The sequence below is a fragment of the Paenibacillus sp. J22P165 genome, from assembly GCF_059692015.1.
This window is the reverse complement of the sequence record NZ_JCAUAP010000007.1, coordinates 313,837-334,409: the sequence shown is the minus strand read 5'-3', so window position 1 is coordinate 334,409 and position 20,573 is coordinate 313,837. Positions and strand designations below refer to the sequence as shown.

The window sequence follows — 20,573 nt, the reverse complement described above, 5'->3', positions numbered from 1 at the left end:
TTGCAAGAACTGAGTTCGATTGGGATAAAAGGTGCTTCCTTATTGATCCTATTTATTACTTTTATTATAATCGCAAATGGTAAATTTAAGCAAATGGTGTCGAGAGATATTTACGTTTTAAAAATGTTCGACATGCACATACTGGAAGATGAGGTGATGATATGCAGGAAAAACCATATTTTTGTCCCAATTGTCGGTCAAATCGTATTAAATTTAACGTTATTACGAGCTATTCGCAGTCATTTCTGAAAGATGCACTGTCCGGGGATATTACCGAATTCCATGATCCAGGCGTCATACCTGAGCCAGAGCCAACCATTCAGTGCTTAATCTGCAATTTTTCTGCGAATGAAATGCGGTTTATTAAGCAAGCAGAGCGTGAACCTCGGGTCAATATGCCACCAACTTCGTTTTTTTAGTCAATTTGAAGTACGACGTATTTTTCAGAACATGGAAAATACGTTTTTTTAATTTGTGACGTGATAGTTAAATTTTTTCAGTGTGAAAGGAAAATTTGAATGGCTTCATGAAAAAAATAAAGAAACTGTCGAAAATAATGTGTTACAATGGTTAGGGCTTGCGAAGAAGTGTGATACTAATTCCGGTAGCAAGATATATTCTCGTGCACAACGTCAATTGGAAATTACACTTTTCCCTGTATAGCACGTATAGAAAGTCCATACTGATAGGAGGATTTAGGAAATGAATATCCATGAGTACCAAGGCAAAGAAGTCCTGAGACAGTACGGAGTCAGCGTTCCTAACGGAAAGGTTGCTTTTACAGTTGACGAGGCTGTTGAAGCAGCAAAAGAGCTTGGAACATCCGTTGTCGTAGTAAAAGCGCAAATTCATGCCGGAGGTCGCGGTAAAGCGGGCGGCGTTAAGGTAGCCAAAAGCCTCGATGAAGTTCGTACATATGCTAGCGAAATTCTAGGTAAAGTACTTGTCACTCACCAAACAGGTCCAGAAGGTAAAGAAGTTAAACGCCTTTTGATCGAAGAGGGCTGTGACATTAAGAAAGAATATTACGTAGGTGTTGTAGTTGACCGTGCAACAGGTAGCGTCGTTTTAATGGCTTCTGAAGAAGGCGGTACGGAGATTGAGGAAGTAGCTGAGCATTCTCCAGAGAAAATTTTCAAAGAAGTGGTTGACCCAGCAATCGGTCTTCAATCCTTCCAAGCACGTAGACTTGCTTACGCAATCAACATTCCGAATGAGCTTGTAAACAAAGCAGTTAAGTTCATGCTTGCTCTTTACAAAGCATTCGTTGAGAAAGACGCTTCCATTGCAGAAATCAACCCATTGGTTGTTACTGGTTCTGGTGACGTTATGGCACTTGATGCGAAATTAAACTTTGATTCTAACGCTCTTTTCCGTCACAAAGACATCGTTGAGCTTCGTGACCTTGAAGAAGAAGATGCGAAAGAAATCGAAGCTTCCAAATATGACCTTAGCTATATCGCACTTGATGGCAACATCGGTTGTATGGTTAACGGCGCAGGACTTGCAATGGCTACTATGGACATTATCAAGCACTACGGCGGAGACCCTGCTAACTTCCTAGACGTAGGGGGCGGTGCTACGAAAGAGAAAGTTACTGAAGCTTTCAAAATCATCCTTTCCGACGAGCAAGTTAAAGGGATTTTCGTTAATATTTTCGGTGGTATCATGCGTTGTGACGTTATCGCTGAGGGTGTTATCGCTGCGGCTAGAGAGCTAGGGCTTTCCCGTCCGCTTGTTGTACGTCTTGAAGGTACTAACGTTGAGCTTGGTAAAAAGCTTCTTAACGAATCCGGCTTGAACATCGTTGCTGCTGATTCCATGGCTGACGGCGCGCAAAAAATCGTTGCACTAGTAAAATAAAACTAAACCCGCGCGGTTTAGAATCATATAGGGGATGTGAACAATCGATCATGAGTATTTTGGTCAATAAACATACTAAAGTCATTACTCAAGGGATTACCGGCGCTACGGGTTTGTTTCATACCAAAGGCGGTCTAGACTACGGCACGCAAATGGTGGGTGGCGTAACTCCAGGTAAAGGCGGTACAACTGTAGATATCACTTTGGAAAATGGTGAGCTTGTTAAGTTGCCAGTTTTCAATACCGTAGTTGAAGCGAAAAAAGTAACGGGTGCTACAGCATCTGTTATCTATGTTCCTCCAGCTTTTGCTGCAGAATCCATCATCGAAGCGATTGAAGCTGAGCTTGAATTGGTTATCTGTATCACAGAAGGTATTCCTGTCCTTGACATGGTACGCGTTAAGCGTTACCTAGAAGGTAAGAATACGGTTCTTATCGGGCCAAACTGCCCAGGTGTTATCACACCAGGTGAGTGCAAAATCGGTATTATGCCAGGCTACATCCATACACCAGGACACGTAGGCGTTGTTTCACGTTCTGGAACATTGACTTACGAGGCTGTTCATCAATTGACAACTCGTGGAATTGGACAATCTTCCGCAGTTGGTATTGGTGGAGACCCAGTTAAAGGATCCGAGTTTATCGACATCCTTAAACGTTTTAACGAAGATCCAGATACGTACGCAGTTATCATGATCGGTGAAATTGGCGGAACGGCTGAAGAAGAAGCAGCAGAGTGGGTTGCGGCAAACATGACGAAACCAGTTGTTGGCTTCATCGGCGGTAAAACGGCGCCTCCAGGAAAACGTATGGGCCATGCTGGTGCCATTATTTCCGGTGGTAAAGGTACAGCGGCTGAGAAAGTTGCAACTATGGAAAGATGCGGAATCCGTGTAGCGGCTACGCCATCTGAAATGGGTTCAACACTTGTTAGCGTACTTGAAGAAAAAGGTATGCTTGATAAAGTTATCACAAAAAAATAAGCTTCGTTTCACGAAGGTAAGCAACCTTCCATTTCCCTTTAATAGGGAATTGGAAGGTTTTTTTATTTCTATTTAGATGCATAGATTTGTCATTCATGGAAGGAGTGTATATACTAATGGATAATCGCAACTGTTTAATTGGTTTGCACGAGCTTGAGGGGGTAGGGTGGAAAACCATTCACCAACTTTTAAATCGATTTCCTGAGCCCCGTGCATTGATTGGACGATCTGCAAGTGAAATAGCCTCTTGTGGAATACGTTCCGCCATCGCAGAACTAATTGCGACACGATTAACCCCTGCCTTTATTGAACAAAAGTTACACTTATATAGAAGTCAATCCATTCGGGTTATGACTATTTATGATGAGGATTATCCTTCGAACCTGAAGGAAATTGCTCAGCCACCATGGGTGTTATATGTGAAAGGTGATCCGTCTTATTTAAACGGTCGCTTACTTGGGATTGTGGGAACACGAACGCCAACGCTTTATGGGAAGAAAATCGCTGAAGAGTGGGCAGCTTCTCTTTCGAGAGCAGGTTTTAGGATCGTCAGTGGGTTAGCGAGAGGCATAGATAGCAAAGCTCATATTGGGGCACTTCAAGGCAAGGCGAAGACAGTAGCTGTGCTTGGATGCGCGATTAATGTGGTCTATCCACGAGAAAATGCGCTGTTATATCGCAATATCGAGCAGGAAGGCGTCATTATTTCAGAATACCCAATTGGCACTAGCATGCACCCAGGTATGTTTCCGCAGAGGAATCGTATTATTGCCGGGTTATCGATGGGAGTTACCGTTGTAGAAGCTGCGAAAGATAGCGGATCACTGATCACTGTTGAGTTTGCATTAGATGCTTCTCGTGATGTTTTTGCGGTTCCGGGGCCCATACACTCACGCCAAAGTAGTGGTGTACACAAACTTTTGAAGGATGGCGCGAAATTAGTCACGTGTGTTGAGGAAATTGTCGAAGAGTATAAACACATGATAAATGTGAATGAAATAAATGTAGCTTTACAGCATAAACCGAGCTTCGAACTCTCCGAAGATGAAGTCGAAATTGTTCGAAAATTGACGGATGAACCAATCTCAATAGACACTTTATTAGAAGACAGTCAATTTACGTTTGGACATTTGCATGCAGTTCTGTTATCTTTGGTATTGAAAAAGGCGATTAAACAGCTTCCGGGTTCAACATATATTCGAGCATAGGCAAATCACGAAGTTTTGCTTCTCGCCAAGTAAACTTACCTTGAAACCAAGAGGGGAGGAAGGACGAACCATGGCAGATTCGTTAGTCATTGTAGAGTCACCAGCAAAAGCCAAAACCATCGGCAAATATTTAGGCAGTAAGTTCATCGTGAAAGCATCGATGGGTCATATTCGCGACCTTCCGAAAAGCCAAATTGGCGTAGAAGTCGATCGTAACTTTGAGCCTAAATACATAACAATTCGTGGAAAGGGTTCTATCCTTAAAGAACTCAAAGACGCAAGTAAAAAAGTGAAAAAAATATATCTAGCGGCGGATCCGGATCGCGAAGGGGAAGCTATTGCGTGGCATTTAGCACACTACCTTGATGTTGGTCCTGACGAGCTTTGTCGTGTTGTCTTTAATGAGATAACAAAGGAAGCGGTTAAGGATGCATTTAAAACGCCTCGCCGCATCAATCAAGATTTAGTGAATGCCCAGCAAGCGCGCCGAATACTAGATCGTCTTGTTGGTTACAAAATCAGTCCTTTGCTTTGGAAAAAAGTGAAAAAAGGACTTTCAGCAGGTCGTGTACAATCAGTCGCAGTTAAATTGATTCAAGACCGCGAAAATGAAATAAAGGCTTTTGAACCAGAAGAGTACTGGTCAATTACTGCAGTTCTTGATGCAGGCAAAACCGTGTTTGAAGCTAAGTATCATAGTCATAATGGTGAGAAAAAAGAACTGCATTCACAAGAAGATGTTGATTCGATCCTTGCTGCGATGGGTAACGATCCGTTTACAGTAAAAGAAGTGAAAGAGAAAGAGCGTCAGCGTAACCCTTCCCCTCCTTTTATTACAAGCTCCTTGCAACAAGAGGCAGCGCGAAAACTTAATTTCCGTGCATCCAAAACGATGTCAGTGGCGCAGCAATTATATGAAGGTATCGATTTAGGTAAGGAAGGTACCGTTGGTTTAATTACGTATATGCGTACGGATTCTACACGGATTTCTCCAATTGCCCAAGAAGAAGCCAAAGACTTTATTATGACGAAATATGGTCCAACTTTTTATCCTGAGACACCTCGTCAGTATTTAAAGAAAAATGCGAATGCACAAGATGCGCATGAGGGGATTCGACCAACTTCCGTACTTCGTGAACCTGATCAAATGAAAGCGTTCTTGAGTAAAGATCAGTATCGATTGTACAAGCTAGTGTGGGATCGCTTTGTTGCAAGCCAAATGGCGTCCGCGATCTTGGATACGATGACGATTGATTTAAACGCAGGAGAGACCGTATTTAGAGCGAACGGATCCAAGATGAAATTCGCGGGGTTCATGAAAGTGTACGTAGAAAGCAATGATGACGGAACGACAGAAGAAGATAAATTGCTGCCTCCTCTGTCAAAAGGAGATTCATTGCCGAAACAAAGTGTAGAACCGAAGCAGCACTTTACGCAACCACCTCCAAGATATACGGAAGCACGTTTAGTACGTGCACTTGAGGAAATGGGTATCGGGCGTCCAAGTACTTACGCACCTACATTAGAAACGATTCAGAAACGTGGTTACGTGGCGATCGAAGAGAAGAAATTCGTGCCAACGGAGCTAGGCGAGCTTGTTATCCAATTAATGCAAGAGTTTTTCCCGGAAATTCTAGATATCGAGTTTACGGCTCATATGGAAGAAGAGTTGGACTTTGTCGAAGAGGGGAAAGAGGATTGGGTAAGAGTTCTAGATACTTTCTATACTTCCTTTGAAAAGCGCTTAGAATTTGCTGAAGAAGAAATGAAAGAAATTGAGATACAAGATGAAGTCTCGGATGAGATTTGTGAGAAATGCGGGAAGCATCTCGTCTATAAAATGGGACGTTTCGGTAAATTCCTTGCATGCTCAGGTTTCCCTGATTGCCGGAATACGAAACCAATTATTAAAGACATCGGCGTTACTTGTCCAACTTGTCACGCTGGGAAAATTGTAGAACGCAGAAGTAAGAAGGGACGCGTATTTTACGGTTGTGATCAATATCCAACCTGTGATTTCGTTTCTTGGGATAAACCCGTCAATCGGCCATGCCCAGTCTGTAGTTCTATGATGATAGAGAAGCGGAGCAAGAATGGAGTTATGATACAATGTACACAATGTGATCATAAGGAAGAGGCAGTTGAAGATTCCGATCACACAGATGATATGAAAGATTGAGGTGTCTGATTTTGCCAGAAAATCAAAGAGTAACAGTCATCGGCGCAGGATTGGCAGGCAGTGAAGCCGCATGGCAAATAGCCCGTCAAGGCGTGCCTGTTACTTTATATGAAATGCGTAATAAACGAAAAACGCCAGCTCACATCACGGATCAATTTGCTGAGCTTGTATGTAGTAACTCTCTACGGTCTAACGGTTTAACGAATGCAGTTGGCGTTCTAAAAGAAGAAATGAGACGAATGGACTCTCTTATTCTAGCTTGTGCTGACGAGCATGCAGTACCTGCTGGAGGCGCCTTAGCGGTTGATCGCGATGGGTTTTCACAATCAGTGACCCAAACATTGCGCAATCACCCCTTAATTGAGGTGCGCAATGAAGAGCTGCAGACCCTTCCTGAGGGTATTACAGTCGTGGCTACGGGGCCTCTAACTTCTCCTGATTTAGCAGCGGAGCTCAAAGCGTTAATGGGCGAAGAGTATTTGTACTTCTATGATGCTGCTGCACCGATTGTAGAGAAAGACTCCATCGATATGAATAAGGTATATTTGGCTTCGCGTTATGATAAAGGAGAAGCCGCTTACCTGAATTGTCCGATGACGGAGGAAGAATTCAATGTATTCTACGAGGCGCTAATTACAGCTGAAGTCGCAGAATTAAAGGAATTCGAGAAAGAAATCTATTTTGAAGGCTGTATGCCTTTGGAAGTTATGGCGAAACGCGGCAAACAAACGGTACTATTTGGACCGATGAAGCCAGTAGGTTTAATTAACCCACATACCGGTAAAATGCCGCATGCTGTTGTACAGCTTCGACAAGATAATGCTGCAGGTACTTTGTACAATTTAGTAGGTTTCCAAACGCATTTGAAATGGGGAGAACAGAAGCGTGTGCTACAGCTGATCCCTGGTCTAGAACAAGCGGAATTCGTACGCTATGGAGTTATGCATCGCAATACATTCATTAACTCGCCTAAGCTGCTTGAGCCAACTTATCAATACAAACGTCGCGAGAATCTCTTCTTTGCAGGTCAAATGACTGGCGTAGAGGGGTATGTAGAGTCGGCTGCCTCTGGTTTAATTGCTGGACTTAATGCCGGTCGAATGGCTAAGGGCGAAGCATGCATTGTCTTGCCAGCAGAAACAACATTAGGTAGCATGGCGCAGTACATCACGACAGCGGATTCCAAGCATTTCCAACCGATGAATGCAAACTTTGGATTACTTCCTGCTTTGCCAGAGCGTATTCGTAACAAAAAGGAAAAATATGAAATGCTGGCTAACCGCGCACTGGAGAGTATTCAGAATTTTGTGAAAACAGTTGCTGAATAAGTTGTAATCGGATGATGCGGTATGTTACTATAAATTAATGTTTTATTGCATTTTTCATTCGTTTGATCATACATTTACCTCTAGATGCGGTCTTCTTAACTTTCAGACCTCGCTAGAGGTTTCTCTCATTTTTGCGACTCATAGGCATGGTGAGATCTTCATAACGGGTACGATACTTATAGAGGGGTGAATTGAAATGGAACCCAATCAAGCTACGTTTCATGCGACAACGATATTTGCGATCCGTCATCAAGGTAAGGGAGCTATTGCTGGCGACGGTCAAGTGACATTTGGCAATAGTATGATCATGAAAAGCACGGCCAAAAAAGTACGGCGTTTACATAGAGGGAAAGTCATTGCTGGTTTTGCTGGTTCCGTTGCTGATGCGATCACACTGTTTGAGAAGTTTGAAGGAAAGCTGGAAGAACATCATGGTAACCTTCAACGGGCTGCAGTTGAGCTAACCAAAGATTGGCGCCAAGATCGTGTTTTGCGAAGACTGGAAGCTATGATGATTGTGATGGATGCTTCTGGACTACTACTGCTTTCAGGTAATGGCGAAGTCATTGAGCCCGATGATGGCATTTTGGCCATTGGGTCAGGTGGGAGCTTTGCACTATCAGCGGGTAGAGCACTTCATCGGCATGCGCCTCAGCTAAGTGCAAAGGAAATTGCTCACGCGGCTTTGACGACAGCGGCTGAAATATGTGTGTTTACCAACCATAATATTATTGTTGAAGAAATTGAATAGACTAGGACGTTTGTTTCTAAGTTAATGAGCACGCGCTCATCATTGATCAATTGGCTTTAGCCTACATTTAAGGGGGTACCACATATGGCAAACAGCTCTCTAACACCTAAACAAATTGTCCATGAATTAGATCGATATATTGTGGGTCAAAAGAAAGCAAAGAAATCCGTTGCAATTGCTTTGCGAAATCGATACCGGAGAAATCTGGTCGAGGAAAGCATGAGAGATGAAATTGTTCCCAAAAACATTTTAATGATTGGTCCAACTGGAGTGGGCAAAACAGAAATCGCGCGCAGACTTGCGAAGTTGGTTGGAGCCCCTTTTATTAAAGTAGAAGCAACGAAATTCACCGAAGTAGGCTATGTGGGACGAGATGTAGAATCCATGGTACGTGACTTGGTTGAAACAGCTGTTCGTATGGTCAAAGCTGAACGTATGGAGAAGGTCAAGGATCGTGCAGAGAAGCTTGCTAATGAGCGATTAGTTTCTTTACTAGCACCAAGTCCAACTCGTGCGAAAACGCAGCGTAACCCGCTTGAGATGTTGTTTGGCGGGCAAAATAAAGATGAGCAAGAAGAGACGCCGCCTGATTCTAATCTGGCTTCTAAAAGAGTTCAAGTCGCCGAGCAATTATCCAATGGTAAATTAGAGAATGATCATGTCGAAATTGAAGTAGAAGACACGGCTCCTTCTATGTTGGATATGTTAGGTGGTCAAGGCAACGAGCAAGCAGGCATGAATATGCAAGAAATGTTCGGAAGTCTCCTACCCAAAAAGACGAAAAAACGCAGATTGCTTGTGAAAGAAGCGAGAAAAGTTCTAACACAAGAAGAAGCTCAGAAATTAATTGATATGGATGACGTTATCCAGGAATCAATTAACCGTGCGGAACAAAGTGGCATTATTTTTATCGATGAAATTGATAAAATAGCAAGCAACAGCCGCGGTGGTAGCGGACCGGATATTTCGCGCGAAGGTGTGCAGAGAGATATTTTGCCTATTGTTGAAGGTTCCACGGTTGTGACCAAGTATGGCCCTGTCAAAACTGACTATGTCTTATTCATTGGGGCTGGCGCTTTCCATATTGCTAAGCCTTCTGATCTCATACCAGAGTTACAAGGCAGATTCCCAATTCGAGTGGAATTAAGCGATTTAACGTTAGAAGACTTTGTTTCGATATTGACGGAGCCTAAGAATGCTTTGACTAAACAATATACAGCTTTGCTGCAAACAGAAGGTATAACTGTTGAGTTTGCGGAGGAAGCTATTCATGAAATTGCTCGTATTGCTGTAGAAGTTAATCAACAAACAGAAAATATCGGTGCTCGTCGTTTACATACAATTTTAGAAAAATTGTTGGAAGATCTATCTTATGAAGCACCAGAAATCACTTTGGAGTCTATTGTGATCAATCCGGCTTATGTACGCGAGAAGCTAAGCAGTATTGTTCAGAATCGAGATTTAAGTCAGTATATTTTATAAGAACCAAGCAGGTTGCAGTTAGTAGGAGGCAGTTACATGAGTTTATTAAATAAAACAAGAAGGCTGAATCGATTACTCCAAAAAGAAGCGGGTAATGCGGTTAGCTTTATGGATATGGCAGAAGTTCTTAGAGATGTAGTTATTGCGAATATTTATGTTGTGAGCCGTAAGGGTAAAATCTTAGGCTATGCGGTAACGAATGATCCTGTTTCGCCTGAAATGAATCAAACGATTCTAATTGAACGCAGATTCCCAATTGAATCGAATAATCTATTGCTCAAAATTGAGGAGACTTCCTCCACATCGGAACCGGATAGCCCGTATTTCTATTACACGGATCAGATGAAAGATATGTTTCCAGCTACTCATACGACTTTAGTGCCAATTATTGGCGGGGGAGATCGGTTAGGGACATTGATCTTGAGTCGAAGCGAAGGGCACTTTATTGATGATGATTTGGTGCTGGCTGAGTATGGTTCAACCGTAATCGCAATGGAGATATTAAGAGAACGGGCGGAGGAAATTGAAGAAGAAGCCCGTAGTAAAGCAGTTGTTCAAGTTGCCATTGGCTCATTATCCTTCAGCGAAATGGAAGCTGTCGAACATATTTTCGAAGAGCTAGATGGCAAAGAAGGCTTGTTAGTGGCGAGTAAAATTGCTGATCGAGTAGGTATAACGCGTTCAGTTATTGTAAATGCCCTACGTAAACTTGAAAGTGCTGGCGTCATTGAAACGCGATCACTTGGTATGAAAGGCACTTATATCCGTATTCTAAATGAACAATTAATGCAGAGCATTGAACAGATGAAGTCTAAGTTGTAAAAAATAGGAAGGCCCTATCTTGTAAAAAGATAGGGCTTTTTTCTTATTGTAACTTACCCTAATATCTTAGATGATAGAGTTATCGGTCAAGGGTTTACATTTTTCTACATATAGAACTATTTTGTATCGGAAAATGAGAATAATGTCGAAATAAAAAGGATTAAATTCTCGCGATGTTGAAGTAGTATCTGATTATTTTAGAGTGAAGGGGAATCGTTTATGTCTTTATTAGACAAGCCTAGTTGGAATATGATGGAGCGATCGCTGGATGCATCGACGCTAAGACAAAAAGTGGTAGCGAATAACATTGCCAATGTGGATACTCCTAACTTTAAACGTTCCGATGTTGCATTTGAAGAACTCTTACAAGGACAAATGAATGCGGGTACCCCCTCAATAGATGGTTTTCGAACAGACCCAAGGCATTTTGTTATTGGAAAATCAACAAAATTACCAAATGCTGAGATTAAATCAGATAATTCGACAGCAATTAACACCAACCTTAACAATGTAGATATGGATTACGAAATGGCATTGATGGCAAAAAATCAACTGAAATACAACACGATGATTCAGCAGATGAACAGCGACTTCAAAAAAATTCGAGCGGTCATTGGGGGCAGGTAATAAACGATGAGACTTACAAACGGATTTGACATCAGTGCATCTGCATTGACTGCACAACGGCTGCGTATGGATGTAGTGTCATCCAATATCGCCAATGCGGATACTACGAGAGCAAGGTTTGTTGACGGCAAGTGGGTGCCTTATACGAGGAAGTTAGTTGCATTCGAGACGAAATCACAGCCAAGTTTCGCTCAAAAGCTAAACTCAGCGATGGCAGATGGAACGGGTGAAGGAGTGCGAGTGAATAAAATTTTTGAGGATAACTCGCCATTAAAACAAGTATATAACCCTTCACATCCAGATGCGGATACGAATGGGTTCGTCTATATGCCGAACGTTGACATTGCGAAAGAAATGGTCGACATGATCTCGGCTACACGTTCTTATGAAGCCAATGTCACGGCATTAAATGCAAGCAAATCGATGATTAGCAAAGCACTGGAAATAGGTAGATAGGAGGTTGCAGGATGATTGATAAAATTAATTATAGTCCGATAAATATAATGAGTTCTATTACTCCGAAGGATAACACAGGTGAGGGTGCAGATGATCTTGGCAAGAAATTTGGTTCATTCCTAAATGATGCCATGACCAACCTAACTGTACAACAAAAACAAGTCGATCAATTGAACGAAAGCTTCATTAAAGGAGAACTTTCAGATGTTCATCAATTGACAATTGCCTCTGAGAAAGCTTCATTAGGACTCGAACTTACCGTTCAAGTCAGAAATAAAGTGTTAGAGGCGTACCAAGAAATCATGAGAATGCAGCTGTAGTGTAGAGATGCTGCTAAATTTGGGTCAATGAGGTGACAGAGTGAACGAGAACCTGCTCCAGTACTGGGAAAAGGTGAAGCAGTACTGGAATCGTTATAATCGAACGACGAAAATTATTTTCATAGCAACTGTGTTCTTACTAATTTTGACTGCTGCCATTATAAGTTTTAATATGTCGAAGACAGAGTATTCATTGGCATATACAGAATTACAGCCAAGTGATGCTGCGAATATTAAATCATATCTGGATACAGCGAAAATACCTTATCAATTGAGTGCGGACGGTAAAAGCATTGAAGTACCGACAAGTGAAGTTGCCAGTGTAAAGCTTGCTGTGGAATCGCAAGGATTAAATAAGAATGGTTCCTTAGGATTTGAAGCTTTTAGTGGGAGCAGCTCATTCGGTATTACAGATAATGAGTTTAAAGTCAAATATCTAAGTGCAATTCAAGGAGAACTTCAACAGCTCATTAATTCGAACCAAGCCATTTCAAGCTCAAAAGTGAATATCTCACTTCCAGAAGAGGGTCCATTCTTGCAACAACAGGCAGAGAAAGCAACTGCGTCTGTTGTCCTACAAGTCAAGCAGGGATATTCATTGGATCAACCTAAAGTAGATACGATTTATAATTTAGTGTCTCATAGTATTAAGAATCTTCCGATTGAGAACATAACGATTTCGGATCAAAATTTACTCACTTACAAGTTCAGCGGAGATTCAAATAGTTCACAGCTGGGAAGCAACACGGATATAAATACGCAATTCAGAAATGATTTGCAAAAAAATATCAATTCCATGCTTAGCACTATGTTTGGACGAGATAAAATTACGGTTAGCGTATTTACAACTATGAATTTTGATCAGAAGAAAACGAAGGAACAGCTTGTCCGCGCACCCAATCAAGTTGATCAAAAAGGCTTAGAAATTTCTTTACAAGAAGCAAGCAAGTCTTATCAAAATAATGGTGCGGATACAGGAGGCGTTCCTGGAACGGGCGAAACGGATGTTCCGGGCTATCCGGGTTCAGCTGCAGCAGGAAAGTCCAATTCAGAAGAAAACAGTAAGACGGTCAATTATGAAGTGGATCGAATTACGAATGACATAATTGCAACACCTTATGTAGTAAAGGATGTAAGCATTAATGTCGGCATCGAGCCACCGGTAAGAGATGATCCCAACTCGTTGACAACACAGACAACTGATGCCATTAGGGATGCACTCGCCAATATTGTCAGAACTGCACTTGCAGATAATAAGGTTACTTATACTGACGAAGAATTAAGGAAAAAGGTTTATGTATTTCCACATTCTTTTGCTAGAACTTCGGATGCAAGTACGACGAAGACTTCTACATACTTGACTTATGGAGCGTTAGCATTAGCTGCACTAGCTGTTGGTGCCTTTATCGGACTAGCTATGAGAAGACGTAAGAAAAATGCTCAGCAATTATTGGATCAAGAGATGAATGGTGTCGCCCAAAAGGCAGAGCTTCCAACAATCGATATCGAAAATGTAACGAATGACAATCAAGTACGTAAGCAACTCGAAACACTTGCGAGAAAGCGACCAGAAGAGTTCGTTAATCTGCTGCGTACTTGGTTAGTTGATGAATAGAGGTGCACTTGTATGGCCAGAGCCGCTTTACAAGGGTTGACCGGACGACAAAAGGCAGCTATTCTTTTGATCAGTTTAGGCCCTGAGGTATCTGCACAAATCTTCAAACATTTACGTGAAGAGGAAATTGAACAGTTAACACTTGAGATTGCAAACGTACGGAAGGTAGAAACGATAGAGAAAGAATCGATTCTTTCTGAGTTCCACCAAATTTGCCTTGCACAGGAATTTATTTCCCAAGGCGGTATTGCCTATGCGAAAGATATTTTGGAGAAAGCACTTGGTTCTCAAAAAGCACTTGATATTATTAATCGTTTGACTGCAACACTTCAAGTAAGACCGTTTGACTTTGCTAGAAAAGCAGATCCTGCTCAAATTCTCAATTTCATTCAAAATGAGAATTCTCAAACGATAGCACTCGTCTTGTCCTATTTACAAGCGGAACAAGCATCCATTATCTTGTCATCACTCCCACAGGAGAAGCAAGCTGATGTTGCGAAACGGATCGCACTTATGGACAGTACATCGCCTGAAGTTATTTCACAGGTTGAACGTGTATTGGAGCAGAAGCTTTCATCAACTGTTACACAGGATTATACAAATGCTGGTGGTATTGCTTCAATTGTTCAGATATTGAATGGTGTTGACCGTGGTACGGAGCGTACGATTCTCGACTCCTTAGAAATTCAAGATCCTGAACTTGCTGAAGAAATCAAAAAGCGGATGTTTGTATTCGAGGATATTGTCAATATCGACAATCGTTCGATTCAACGAATTATTCGCGATATTGAAAATGCTGATTTACAACTTGCACTTAAAGTTGCGAGTGAAGAAGTCCGTGATGTGCTATTCAAAAACATGTCCAAGCGTATGGCTGAGACATTTAAAGATGAAATGGAATTTATGGGACCCGTTCGTTTGCGAGATGTAGAAGAAGCGCAAACCCGCATCGTGGGAACGATTCGTCGTTTAGAAGAGTCGGGTGAAATCATCATCGCACGTGGTGGAGGAGATGATATTATTGTCTAATGTCATTAAATCATTTGCCTATTATCCCATTGAAGATAAGAAGATTGTTGAAAAGTTATCTCCCCCAAAGGTCGAATTGCCAATTGATGATGGTTGGACAGAGGAAATGCATTTAGAGATTAAGGATGCTACTTCATTAAAGAATCAGATTTTGGAGGATGCTGAAGCTTTTGCAAGCGAACAAATTGAAGAGGCTAAGCGAGAGTGTGCTCTGATCCGCGAGCAAACAGAAGTAGATATTGCAAATTGGTGGGAAAGCAAGCGAATTGAAGATGAAGAGCTAGTTAATGCATCGAAGCAAGCAGGATTCAACGAAGGATATCAAGAAGGCGCTGCTCAGGCAGAAGACGCTCTTCGCAAAGAATACAATGATATGCTTGTTGAAGCTAGTTCTATTCTCGAACAGTCGTATAAGCTGAAGCAACAAATCATACAAGAATCAGAGCCGTTTCTCATTGAATTAAGCACATCTATCGCAGAGAAAATCATTGTTCGACAGCTGACGCTAGAACCAGAATGGGTAATAGAGCTCATACAAAAGGTGCTCTCGCGTAGACGAGAAAAAGGAATTATAACCTTATGCGTAGCTCCATCACAATTCGCGTACATCCAAGATGCAAGAGAAGAATTGATCACTTCGATCGATTCACAGGCCGAACTCGAAATAATACCTGACTCTTCCGTGCAAGATCAAGGGTGTGTCATTCGATCTTCCTATGGAAGTATCGATGCGAGAATTGATACTCAGCTGAAAGAAATTAAGTCAGCTCTGCAGCAACTGGCCATACAAAGTGAGGAATCTTAATGGCACGGACATCCATACCGAATGCGGATAAGTACAAAGAGGTTCTACAAACGATTGATCCCATTAGAGTAAACGGCAAAGTGACGCAAGTTATAGGACTTACTGTTGAATCAGAAGGCCCTGATGTCAGTATTGGTGATCTTTGTTATATCTATCCACATAAATCGAATAAACCGTTAAAAGCGGAAGTGGTTGGTTTCCGAAGTAATAAAGTAATCCTAATGCCGTTAGGTAATCTCGATGCAATTGGTCCTGGTTGCGATGTTGTTGGCACTGGTAAACCCTTAACAGTACAGGTTGGGCATGAGTTATTGGGTAAAGTTCTAGACGGTTTAGGACAACCATTAGATGGTTCGTATCTGCCATCGAGAATGGCACAGTATTCAACCAATAATGCGCCGAGCAATCCACTTACTCGACCACGTGTTCTTAATCCAATCTCTGTAGGTGTTCGTTGTATAGATGGACTATTGACGATTGGTAAAGGACAGCGTGTGGGTATTTTCGCAGGCTCTGGTGTAGGGAAAAGTACGTTAATGGGTATGATTGCACGAAATACTTCTGCTGATGTCAATGTCATTGCTCTCATTGGAGAGCGTGGTCGAGAGGTCTTGGATTTCATTGAGCGCGATCTTGGCCCAGAAGGGTTAGCACGTTCAGTTGTTATTGTAGCAACTTCAGATCAACCAGCATTAATCCGGATTAAAGGCGCAATGATTGCAACAAGTATTGCCGAGTACTTTAGAGATCGTGGCTTAAATGTCATGATGATGATGGATTCCGTTACACGTTTTGCGATGGCACAGCGCGAGGTTGGACTAGCAGTTGGTGAGCCACCAGCTACACGTGGATACACACCATCTGTTTTCGCCATGTTGCCAAGACTATTGGAGCGCTCAGGTACGGGAGCAAAAGGCTCCATTACGGCATTTTACACAGTGCTTGTCGATGGTGATGACATGAATGAGCCAATAGCAGATGCGGTACGAGGAATCTTGGATGGTCATATCGTCCTCGATCGTAGTATTGCGAATAAAGGTCATTATCCTGCTATCGATGTGTTATCGAGTGTGAGCCGTGTTATGAAAGAAATCGTTCCTTCTGAACATATGGAAGCTGCTGATCAACTGAAACGTCTTCTTTCTATTTATAAAGATTCGGAAGATCTTATTAATATAGGGGCGTATCAAAGAGGTTCTAATCCAAATATTGATAATGCAATGGAAAACATTGAGGCTATTTGGGATTTTACCAAGCAGCGAACGAGTGAAAAGCTAACTTATGAAGAAGCTCAAGAACGATTAATCCAAGAATTTTATAAGGGATGAGGGTCCTAGATGAGTTTTCGGTATTCCTTCCAGCAAATTGTCGATTTGAAAAATAATGAACGAACACAAGCAGAATGGATTTTATCTGAGGCAATGGGGCAGTTACGGAATGAAGAATCGAGCTTAAACGGATTGGTTGAGCAAAAAGAAAACTTACATCATGAGATGATTCAAGCAACTAGTCACTCAGTAACGATTTCGAATATGCTTATGATGCAAAGTTACATGAATCATGTGGACAAGCAGATAGCTCGTAAACATCAAGATGTTAATCAGGCTAAGCATATCGTATCTGAAAAGCAAGAGCATTTATCTGTAAAAATGATAGATGAGAAGGTTTGGACGAAAGCAAGAGAAAAAGCACAAAACAAATTTCAAATTATGATTGCCAAAAAAGAGCAGGATGCTCTTGATGAAATGGCAACTAATCGATTCAAACGTGCATCGTATTAAGGTAGAAAAGGAGGGACGAAGAGATGGCCGATACAAGCGTAGAGGGTGCATCGTATAGTGCACTGGAGCGATTTTTAATTTGGTTTGTCATTCCCTTTGTGTTTACGGCGGTTCTACTCTTCGTGCTGCTTTCCATTTTTGATTATGATATCAAAAGTAGTATTCAAAAAGCATTGCACAATACGCCTGTCATTGGATTAATAGTCCCAGCACCTAATGAGACAGCTCCGCTGACAGTAGAAGGTAAAGTTACGACCTCGGAGCAAAGCGTAAAGCTAAAAGAGGATGAAATTACAAAGCTGTATGCACGTGTTAATGAATTGACGAGTGCGTTACAAAAGGCAGATTCAACGACTGAACATAAAGATGTTTCCCTAAAGGAAGCTGTTGCGAAGGTTGCTGAGCTTGAAGAAAAACTTAAGAATAAGACACAATCAGAAGAAGAATACGCAAATCAAATTACACAACTTGCTAATATGTACGCCAAAATGACACCAAGTAAGGCGGCGCCGATCTTTGAGGCGATGACTCCTAGTGAAATGGTGCTTGTCCTTTCGATGATGAAGTCAGACAATCGCGGAGCGATTCTTGAGAAAATGGATGCGGCTAAGGCAGCTGCTGCGTCCATGGGTTTAAAGGATGTTGTGCCAGTTCGTGATAAAGAAATAGCGGCATTACAAGAAAGATTAGCAACGAATAACACGAAGGATACCAAGGCAGCGACTAGCATTACTACTTCGGATCTTGGTCAAACTTTTGCGAATATGGTACCAAAAAGCGCAGCAAATGTGCTGTTAGAAATGAACAAAACAAATCCAGCCAAAGTTTTATCCATTATTAGTGGCATGGATAATGCATCTCGCTCTAAAGTAATGTCTGCTCTATCCGATGCTAATAAGGAAACTGCTGCAACGATAGCTGCAAAACTTACTCCTTAATTCAGATTGAAGATGAGGAAGGGAGGTGAAAAAAATGGGTGTACAAATGAATTCAATACCTGTTGCTCAATCAGGAACAGCTAGCTCAACAACTACAGCTAAAGGGACTTCAAAAGGAAGCGCCACGACAGATACATTCTCAGCACTACTTTCTGATCAAACGTCCCAAGAGAATCCAGCTATCGTCGATCTACAAGCTTCTGAGACTGACCTTTCTATGAGCATGATGTTGCAGATGCTTCAAACGTTGGTAATGCCGATGCAAGCAGCCGTGGATCAAGAAAGTAAGCTGTCTACACAAGATAGTACACTTCCTGAACTTCTATTAGAAGCGATGAATAGTAATCCAGCTCTTACTGATAAATTATTGCAAGATCCTAAAGTGAAAAAGTGGTTCGAAGATGCAGATGATTTGTTAGCTGCTCTAAGTATTACGCCAAACATACTTGCAACGGGATTTCTTGCAACTGGTCAACAACCAACTAGTGAATCTCCGAGTTTGAAAGCACAGAAAACGTTATTAACGCTGTCAGCTTTATCTAAGCAGCAGCCTGACAATCCAATTCTGAACTATTTAAATTCGGAACTTACAAATGCGGTTCAACCGATACTTCCAGATATTTTAAATGGATTATCAAAAGCTAGTAAGTTAACAGGAGTACCTGTAATTGGCGCAAAGGATCAAACCAAATCTGATGGTCACATCCCATCAAGTAAGTACATAGACAATAAGGAAACTAGCAAATCTGACGTAGATAGCCTTGCTGATCAGTTGCAAACGTTATTGTCGAGGCAAGAGAAATTTGCCGTTAAGCATATTCCGGTAGCGGTCTTAGAACAGACGACTAACGTTGTTGAAGCTCCAACTCAACCGCTTGTTGATCTGCCTGTTGAAACTAGTACAACAACGAGTACTGTTGTGACGATCGGTGATTTGCAGAAAACACAGCAAGTAACGGTAACCGTCGAGAAGACACCAGTGTCAACGTTATCAGCTGCTAATTTCACAGAAGAAATGACGACGCATGTATTGAAAAACATGAAAATTACAATTTCCGAAGGTTTTTCTGAAGCCAAACTTTCTTTGTTTCCTAAGAATTTAGGACATGTAGACGTGAAAATTTCAATGCATGAGGGACAACTTTTTGCACAGTTCGCTGCAGATACATTGGCTGGTAAGCAAATGCTCGAAAGTCAGTTACCACAATTGCGTCAAGCTCTACTAACGCAAGGCTTACAAGTAGAGAAACTAGAAGTTACTCAAAGTCAAAATATGTCATCTAACATGTTCCAAGAACAACGACAGCCTCAGTCCTTTAATCAATCACAACGTCAACCGAAGAATCGTTCAGGCGTGATTGAAATGGATGCGGTTGATTTTAAAGAAGACATTGATCAGTTGGCACAGCTTCGTAAGAATACTAACGGTAATTCCTTCGATGTTATTGCTTAAACGGGGCAATGAATGAAGATGCTGGAGGTGAACATATGGCTACAACCCCACTTGTAGGTAATGTAAATGATTTGATTAATAAAGGTACTGCTGCGAAAACCAAGGACAAGGATACGACGACTCTAGGTAAAGATGATTTTCTGAAAATCTTGATTACTCAGCTTCAAAATCAAGATCCAACTCAACCGTTGCAGGATAAAGAGTTTATCGCTCAAATGGCGCAGTTTACATCTGTTGAGCAATTGACCAATATGGCTGGTGAAATGAAATTGATGAGACAATCTCTTGGTTTCGTTTCAGGCTTAATCGGAAAATCGATTTCTTGGACTGGTACAGACGCAGCAGGTGAAATAACGGAATTATCTGGTGTGGTGGATTCTATAACTTTTAAAGATGGTAATCAATTTGCCTCTGTAAATGGTGTGGAAGTTTCCCTTGATAAGTTAAAGAAAATTGAGAATGTTGGAGAAACACCATGACAGAGAGAATATCCATAGGTCAACTTTACCCTAATGTGGTTTCTCCCAGTTCCACGAGAAGAACTCCATCGCAACAAGTAATACCTGCTGGAAACTCCTCCTTTCAGAAGATTTTCCAAGATCAATTTGTCCGGTTTAGTCATCATGCTGAAGTTAGGCTAAAAGAACGCGGCATTCAACTCAAACCTGAGCAAATTGAAAAAATGAACCAAGCTATTGATAAAGCTGCTTCCAAAGGTGCGAAAGATGCGCTGCTGATTTTAGGTGGGAATGGATTTATCGTAAATGTACCTAATCGTACCGTTGTAACTGCCTTAGATGGACAAGCGATGAATGATCACGTGTTTACCCAAATCGATAGTGCAATGATAATTTCGTAAGTATTATAGGCTCGACCACTCAGGAAGCCTAGAGTTGTGGAACGAAAGAAGCAACTCAAAGTTTTATTACTTTC

21 protein-coding genes are annotated in these 20,573 nt (G+C 41.6%); all 21 read left to right on the top strand.

Translation table 11 applies throughout. The annotated features are described in order from the left end of the window. Positions 1-161 precede the first annotated feature (161 nt). The 21 genes from AC58QM_RS18945 to AC58QM_RS18845 all read left to right on the top strand — a co-directional run bounded on the left by AC58QM_RS18945 (position 162) and on the right by AC58QM_RS18845 (position 20,499). Positions 162-419, top strand: coding sequence for a hypothetical protein (locus AC58QM_RS18945; RefSeq protein ID WP_310500331.1), 258 nt, complete (start codon positions 162-164; stop codon positions 417-419). Positions 420-702: 283 nt separating this feature from the next. Further along, positions 703-1,863, top strand: a complete 1,161-nt coding sequence (sucC, locus tag AC58QM_RS18940; RefSeq protein WP_065853920.1) for an ADP-forming succinate--CoA ligase subunit beta — start codon at positions 703-705, stop codon at positions 1,861-1,863. Positions 1,864-1,913: 50 nt separating this feature from the next. Beyond that, positions 1,914-2,846 (top strand): succinate--CoA ligase subunit alpha, encoded by a 933-nt coding sequence (gene sucD / locus AC58QM_RS18935; protein ID WP_057315715.1) that lies wholly within the window; start codon positions 1,914-1,916, stop codon positions 2,844-2,846. A 116-nt stretch (positions 2,847-2,962) separates the two neighbouring features. Next, positions 2,963-4,054, top strand: coding sequence for a DNA-processing protein DprA (gene dprA, locus AC58QM_RS18930; protein ID WP_497286447.1), 1,092 nt, complete (start codon positions 2,963-2,965; stop codon positions 4,052-4,054). 70 nt (positions 4,055-4,124) lie between these two features. Then, the gene (topA, locus tag AC58QM_RS18925) at positions 4,125-6,233 is read left to right on the top strand and encodes a type I DNA topoisomerase (protein ID WP_497286446.1); all 2,109 of its coding nucleotides are present in this window, start codon (positions 4,125-4,127) and stop codon (positions 6,231-6,233) included. 11 nt (positions 6,234-6,244) lie between these two features. Further along, positions 6,245-7,561: an FADH(2)-oxidizing methylenetetrahydrofolate--tRNA-(uracil(54)-C(5))-methyltransferase TrmFO gene (trmFO, locus tag AC58QM_RS18920; protein ID WP_497286445.1), complete on the top strand. Its 1,317-nt coding sequence runs from the start codon at positions 6,245-6,247 to the stop codon at positions 7,559-7,561. Between the two features lie 196 nt (positions 7,562-7,757). Further along, positions 7,758-8,312, top strand: coding sequence for an ATP-dependent protease subunit HslV (hslV, locus tag AC58QM_RS18915; RefSeq protein ID WP_057315711.1), 555 nt, complete (start codon positions 7,758-7,760; stop codon positions 8,310-8,312). Between the two features lie 84 nt (positions 8,313-8,396). Then, on the top strand, positions 8,397-9,794 hold the full coding sequence (hslU, locus tag AC58QM_RS18910) for an ATP-dependent protease ATPase subunit HslU (protein WP_497286444.1): 1,398 nt from the start codon (positions 8,397-8,399) through the stop codon (positions 9,792-9,794). A gap of 36 nt (positions 9,795-9,830) precedes the next feature. Next, on the top strand, positions 9,831-10,616 hold the full coding sequence (gene codY / locus AC58QM_RS18905) for a GTP-sensing pleiotropic transcriptional regulator CodY (protein ID WP_056624907.1): 786 nt from the start codon (positions 9,831-9,833) through the stop codon (positions 10,614-10,616). Between the two features lie 219 nt (positions 10,617-10,835). Further along, a complete protein-coding gene (gene flgB, locus AC58QM_RS18900) occupies positions 10,836-11,243 on the top strand; it encodes a flagellar basal body rod protein FlgB (RefSeq protein WP_310500325.1) in 408 nt (135 codons plus the stop codon). A 6-nt stretch (positions 11,244-11,249) separates the two neighbouring features. Beyond that, a complete protein-coding gene (gene flgC, locus AC58QM_RS18895; protein WP_497286443.1) occupies positions 11,250-11,699 on the top strand; it encodes a flagellar basal body rod protein FlgC in 450 nt (149 codons plus the stop codon). A gap of 11 nt (positions 11,700-11,710) precedes the next feature. After that, entirely contained in the window at positions 11,711-12,019 is a 309-nt protein-coding gene (gene fliE / locus AC58QM_RS18890; RefSeq protein WP_497286442.1) for a flagellar hook-basal body complex protein FliE, read from the top strand. Between the two features lie 40 nt (positions 12,020-12,059). Further along, positions 12,060-13,634, top strand: coding sequence for a flagellar basal-body MS-ring/collar protein FliF (fliF, locus tag AC58QM_RS18885; protein ID WP_497286441.1), 1,575 nt, complete (start codon positions 12,060-12,062; stop codon positions 13,632-13,634). 12 nt (positions 13,635-13,646) lie between these two features. Further along, the gene (gene fliG / locus AC58QM_RS18880; RefSeq protein WP_497286440.1) at positions 13,647-14,663 is read left to right on the top strand and encodes a flagellar motor switch protein FliG; all 1,017 of its coding nucleotides are present in this window, start codon (positions 13,647-13,649) and stop codon (positions 14,661-14,663) included. Next, positions 14,656-15,468, top strand: coding sequence for a FliH/SctL family protein (locus tag AC58QM_RS18875; RefSeq protein ID WP_497286439.1), 813 nt, complete (start codon positions 14,656-14,658; stop codon positions 15,466-15,468). The genes fliG and AC58QM_RS18875 overlap by 8 nt, the downstream gene beginning before the upstream one ends. After that, the gene (gene fliI / locus AC58QM_RS18870; protein WP_497286438.1) at positions 15,468-16,796 is read left to right on the top strand and encodes a flagellar protein export ATPase FliI; all 1,329 of its coding nucleotides are present in this window, start codon (positions 15,468-15,470) and stop codon (positions 16,794-16,796) included. Before AC58QM_RS18875 ends, fliI begins: the two co-directional genes overlap by 1 nt. 9 nt (positions 16,797-16,805) lie before the next feature. Beyond that, positions 16,806-17,249 carry a flagellar export protein FliJ gene (fliJ, locus tag AC58QM_RS18865; protein WP_497286437.1) on the top strand — a complete coding sequence of 148 codons (444 nt, stop codon included), beginning with the start codon at positions 16,806-16,808 and terminating at the stop codon, positions 17,247-17,249. Positions 17,250-17,272: 23 nt separating this feature from the next. Next, positions 17,273-18,187 carry a MotE family protein gene (locus tag AC58QM_RS18860; protein WP_497286436.1) on the top strand — a complete coding sequence of 305 codons (915 nt, stop codon included), beginning with the start codon at positions 17,273-17,275 and terminating at the stop codon, positions 18,185-18,187. 34 nt (positions 18,188-18,221) lie between these two features. Then, the gene (locus AC58QM_RS18855; RefSeq protein ID WP_497286435.1) at positions 18,222-19,640 is read left to right on the top strand and encodes a flagellar hook-length control protein FliK; all 1,419 of its coding nucleotides are present in this window, start codon (positions 18,222-18,224) and stop codon (positions 19,638-19,640) included. Positions 19,641-19,675: 35 nt separating this feature from the next. Then, complete coding sequence (locus AC58QM_RS18850; RefSeq protein WP_497286434.1) at positions 19,676-20,119, top strand: flagellar hook capping FlgD N-terminal domain-containing protein; 444 nt, start codon at positions 19,676-19,678, stop codon at positions 20,117-20,119. Next, the gene (locus AC58QM_RS18845; protein WP_497286433.1) at positions 20,116-20,499 is read left to right on the top strand and encodes a TIGR02530 family flagellar biosynthesis protein; all 384 of its coding nucleotides are present in this window, start codon (positions 20,116-20,118) and stop codon (positions 20,497-20,499) included. Before AC58QM_RS18850 ends, AC58QM_RS18845 begins: the two co-directional genes overlap by 4 nt. Positions 20,500-20,573 lie beyond the last annotated feature (74 nt).

Excerpts from the sequence above, each read along its gene's own strand:
- AC58QM_RS18945 (WP_310500331.1), top strand. The coding sequence starts at position 162 with ATGCAGGAAAAACCATATTTTTGTCCCAATTGTCGGTCAAATCGTATT.
- sucC (WP_065853920.1), top strand. The coding sequence starts at position 703 with ATGAATATCCATGAGTACCAAGGCAAAGAAGTCCTGAGACAGTACGGA.
- sucD (WP_057315715.1), top strand. The coding sequence starts at position 1,914 with ATGAGTATTTTGGTCAATAAACATACTAAAGTCATTACTCAAGGGATT.
- dprA (WP_497286447.1), top strand. The coding sequence starts at position 2,963 with ATGGATAATCGCAACTGTTTAATTGGTTTGCACGAGCTTGAGGGGGTA.
- topA (WP_497286446.1), top strand. The coding sequence starts at position 4,125 with ATGGCAGATTCGTTAGTCATTGTAGAGTCACCAGCAAAAGCCAAAACC.
- hslV (WP_057315711.1), top strand. The coding sequence starts at position 7,758 with ATGGAACCCAATCAAGCTACGTTTCATGCGACAACGATATTTGCGATC.
- hslU (WP_497286444.1), top strand. The coding sequence starts at position 8,397 with ATGGCAAACAGCTCTCTAACACCTAAACAAATTGTCCATGAATTAGAT.
- codY (WP_056624907.1), top strand. The coding sequence starts at position 9,831 with ATGAGTTTATTAAATAAAACAAGAAGGCTGAATCGATTACTCCAAAAA.
- flgB (WP_310500325.1), top strand. The coding sequence starts at position 10,836 with ATGTCTTTATTAGACAAGCCTAGTTGGAATATGATGGAGCGATCGCTG.
- flgC (WP_497286443.1), top strand. The coding sequence starts at position 11,250 with ATGAGACTTACAAACGGATTTGACATCAGTGCATCTGCATTGACTGCA.
- fliE (WP_497286442.1), top strand. The coding sequence starts at position 11,711 with ATGATTGATAAAATTAATTATAGTCCGATAAATATAATGAGTTCTATT.
- fliG (WP_497286440.1), top strand. The coding sequence starts at position 13,647 with ATGGCCAGAGCCGCTTTACAAGGGTTGACCGGACGACAAAAGGCAGCT.
- fliI (WP_497286438.1), top strand. The coding sequence starts at position 15,468 with ATGGCACGGACATCCATACCGAATGCGGATAAGTACAAAGAGGTTCTA.
- fliJ (WP_497286437.1), top strand. The coding sequence starts at position 16,806 with ATGAGTTTTCGGTATTCCTTCCAGCAAATTGTCGATTTGAAAAATAAT.
- AC58QM_RS18860 (WP_497286436.1), top strand. The coding sequence starts at position 17,273 with ATGGCCGATACAAGCGTAGAGGGTGCATCGTATAGTGCACTGGAGCGA.
- AC58QM_RS18855 (WP_497286435.1), top strand. The coding sequence starts at position 18,222 with ATGGGTGTACAAATGAATTCAATACCTGTTGCTCAATCAGGAACAGCT.
- AC58QM_RS18850 (WP_497286434.1), top strand. The coding sequence starts at position 19,676 with ATGGCTACAACCCCACTTGTAGGTAATGTAAATGATTTGATTAATAAA.
- AC58QM_RS18845 (WP_497286433.1), top strand. The coding sequence starts at position 20,116 with ATGACAGAGAGAATATCCATAGGTCAACTTTACCCTAATGTGGTTTCT.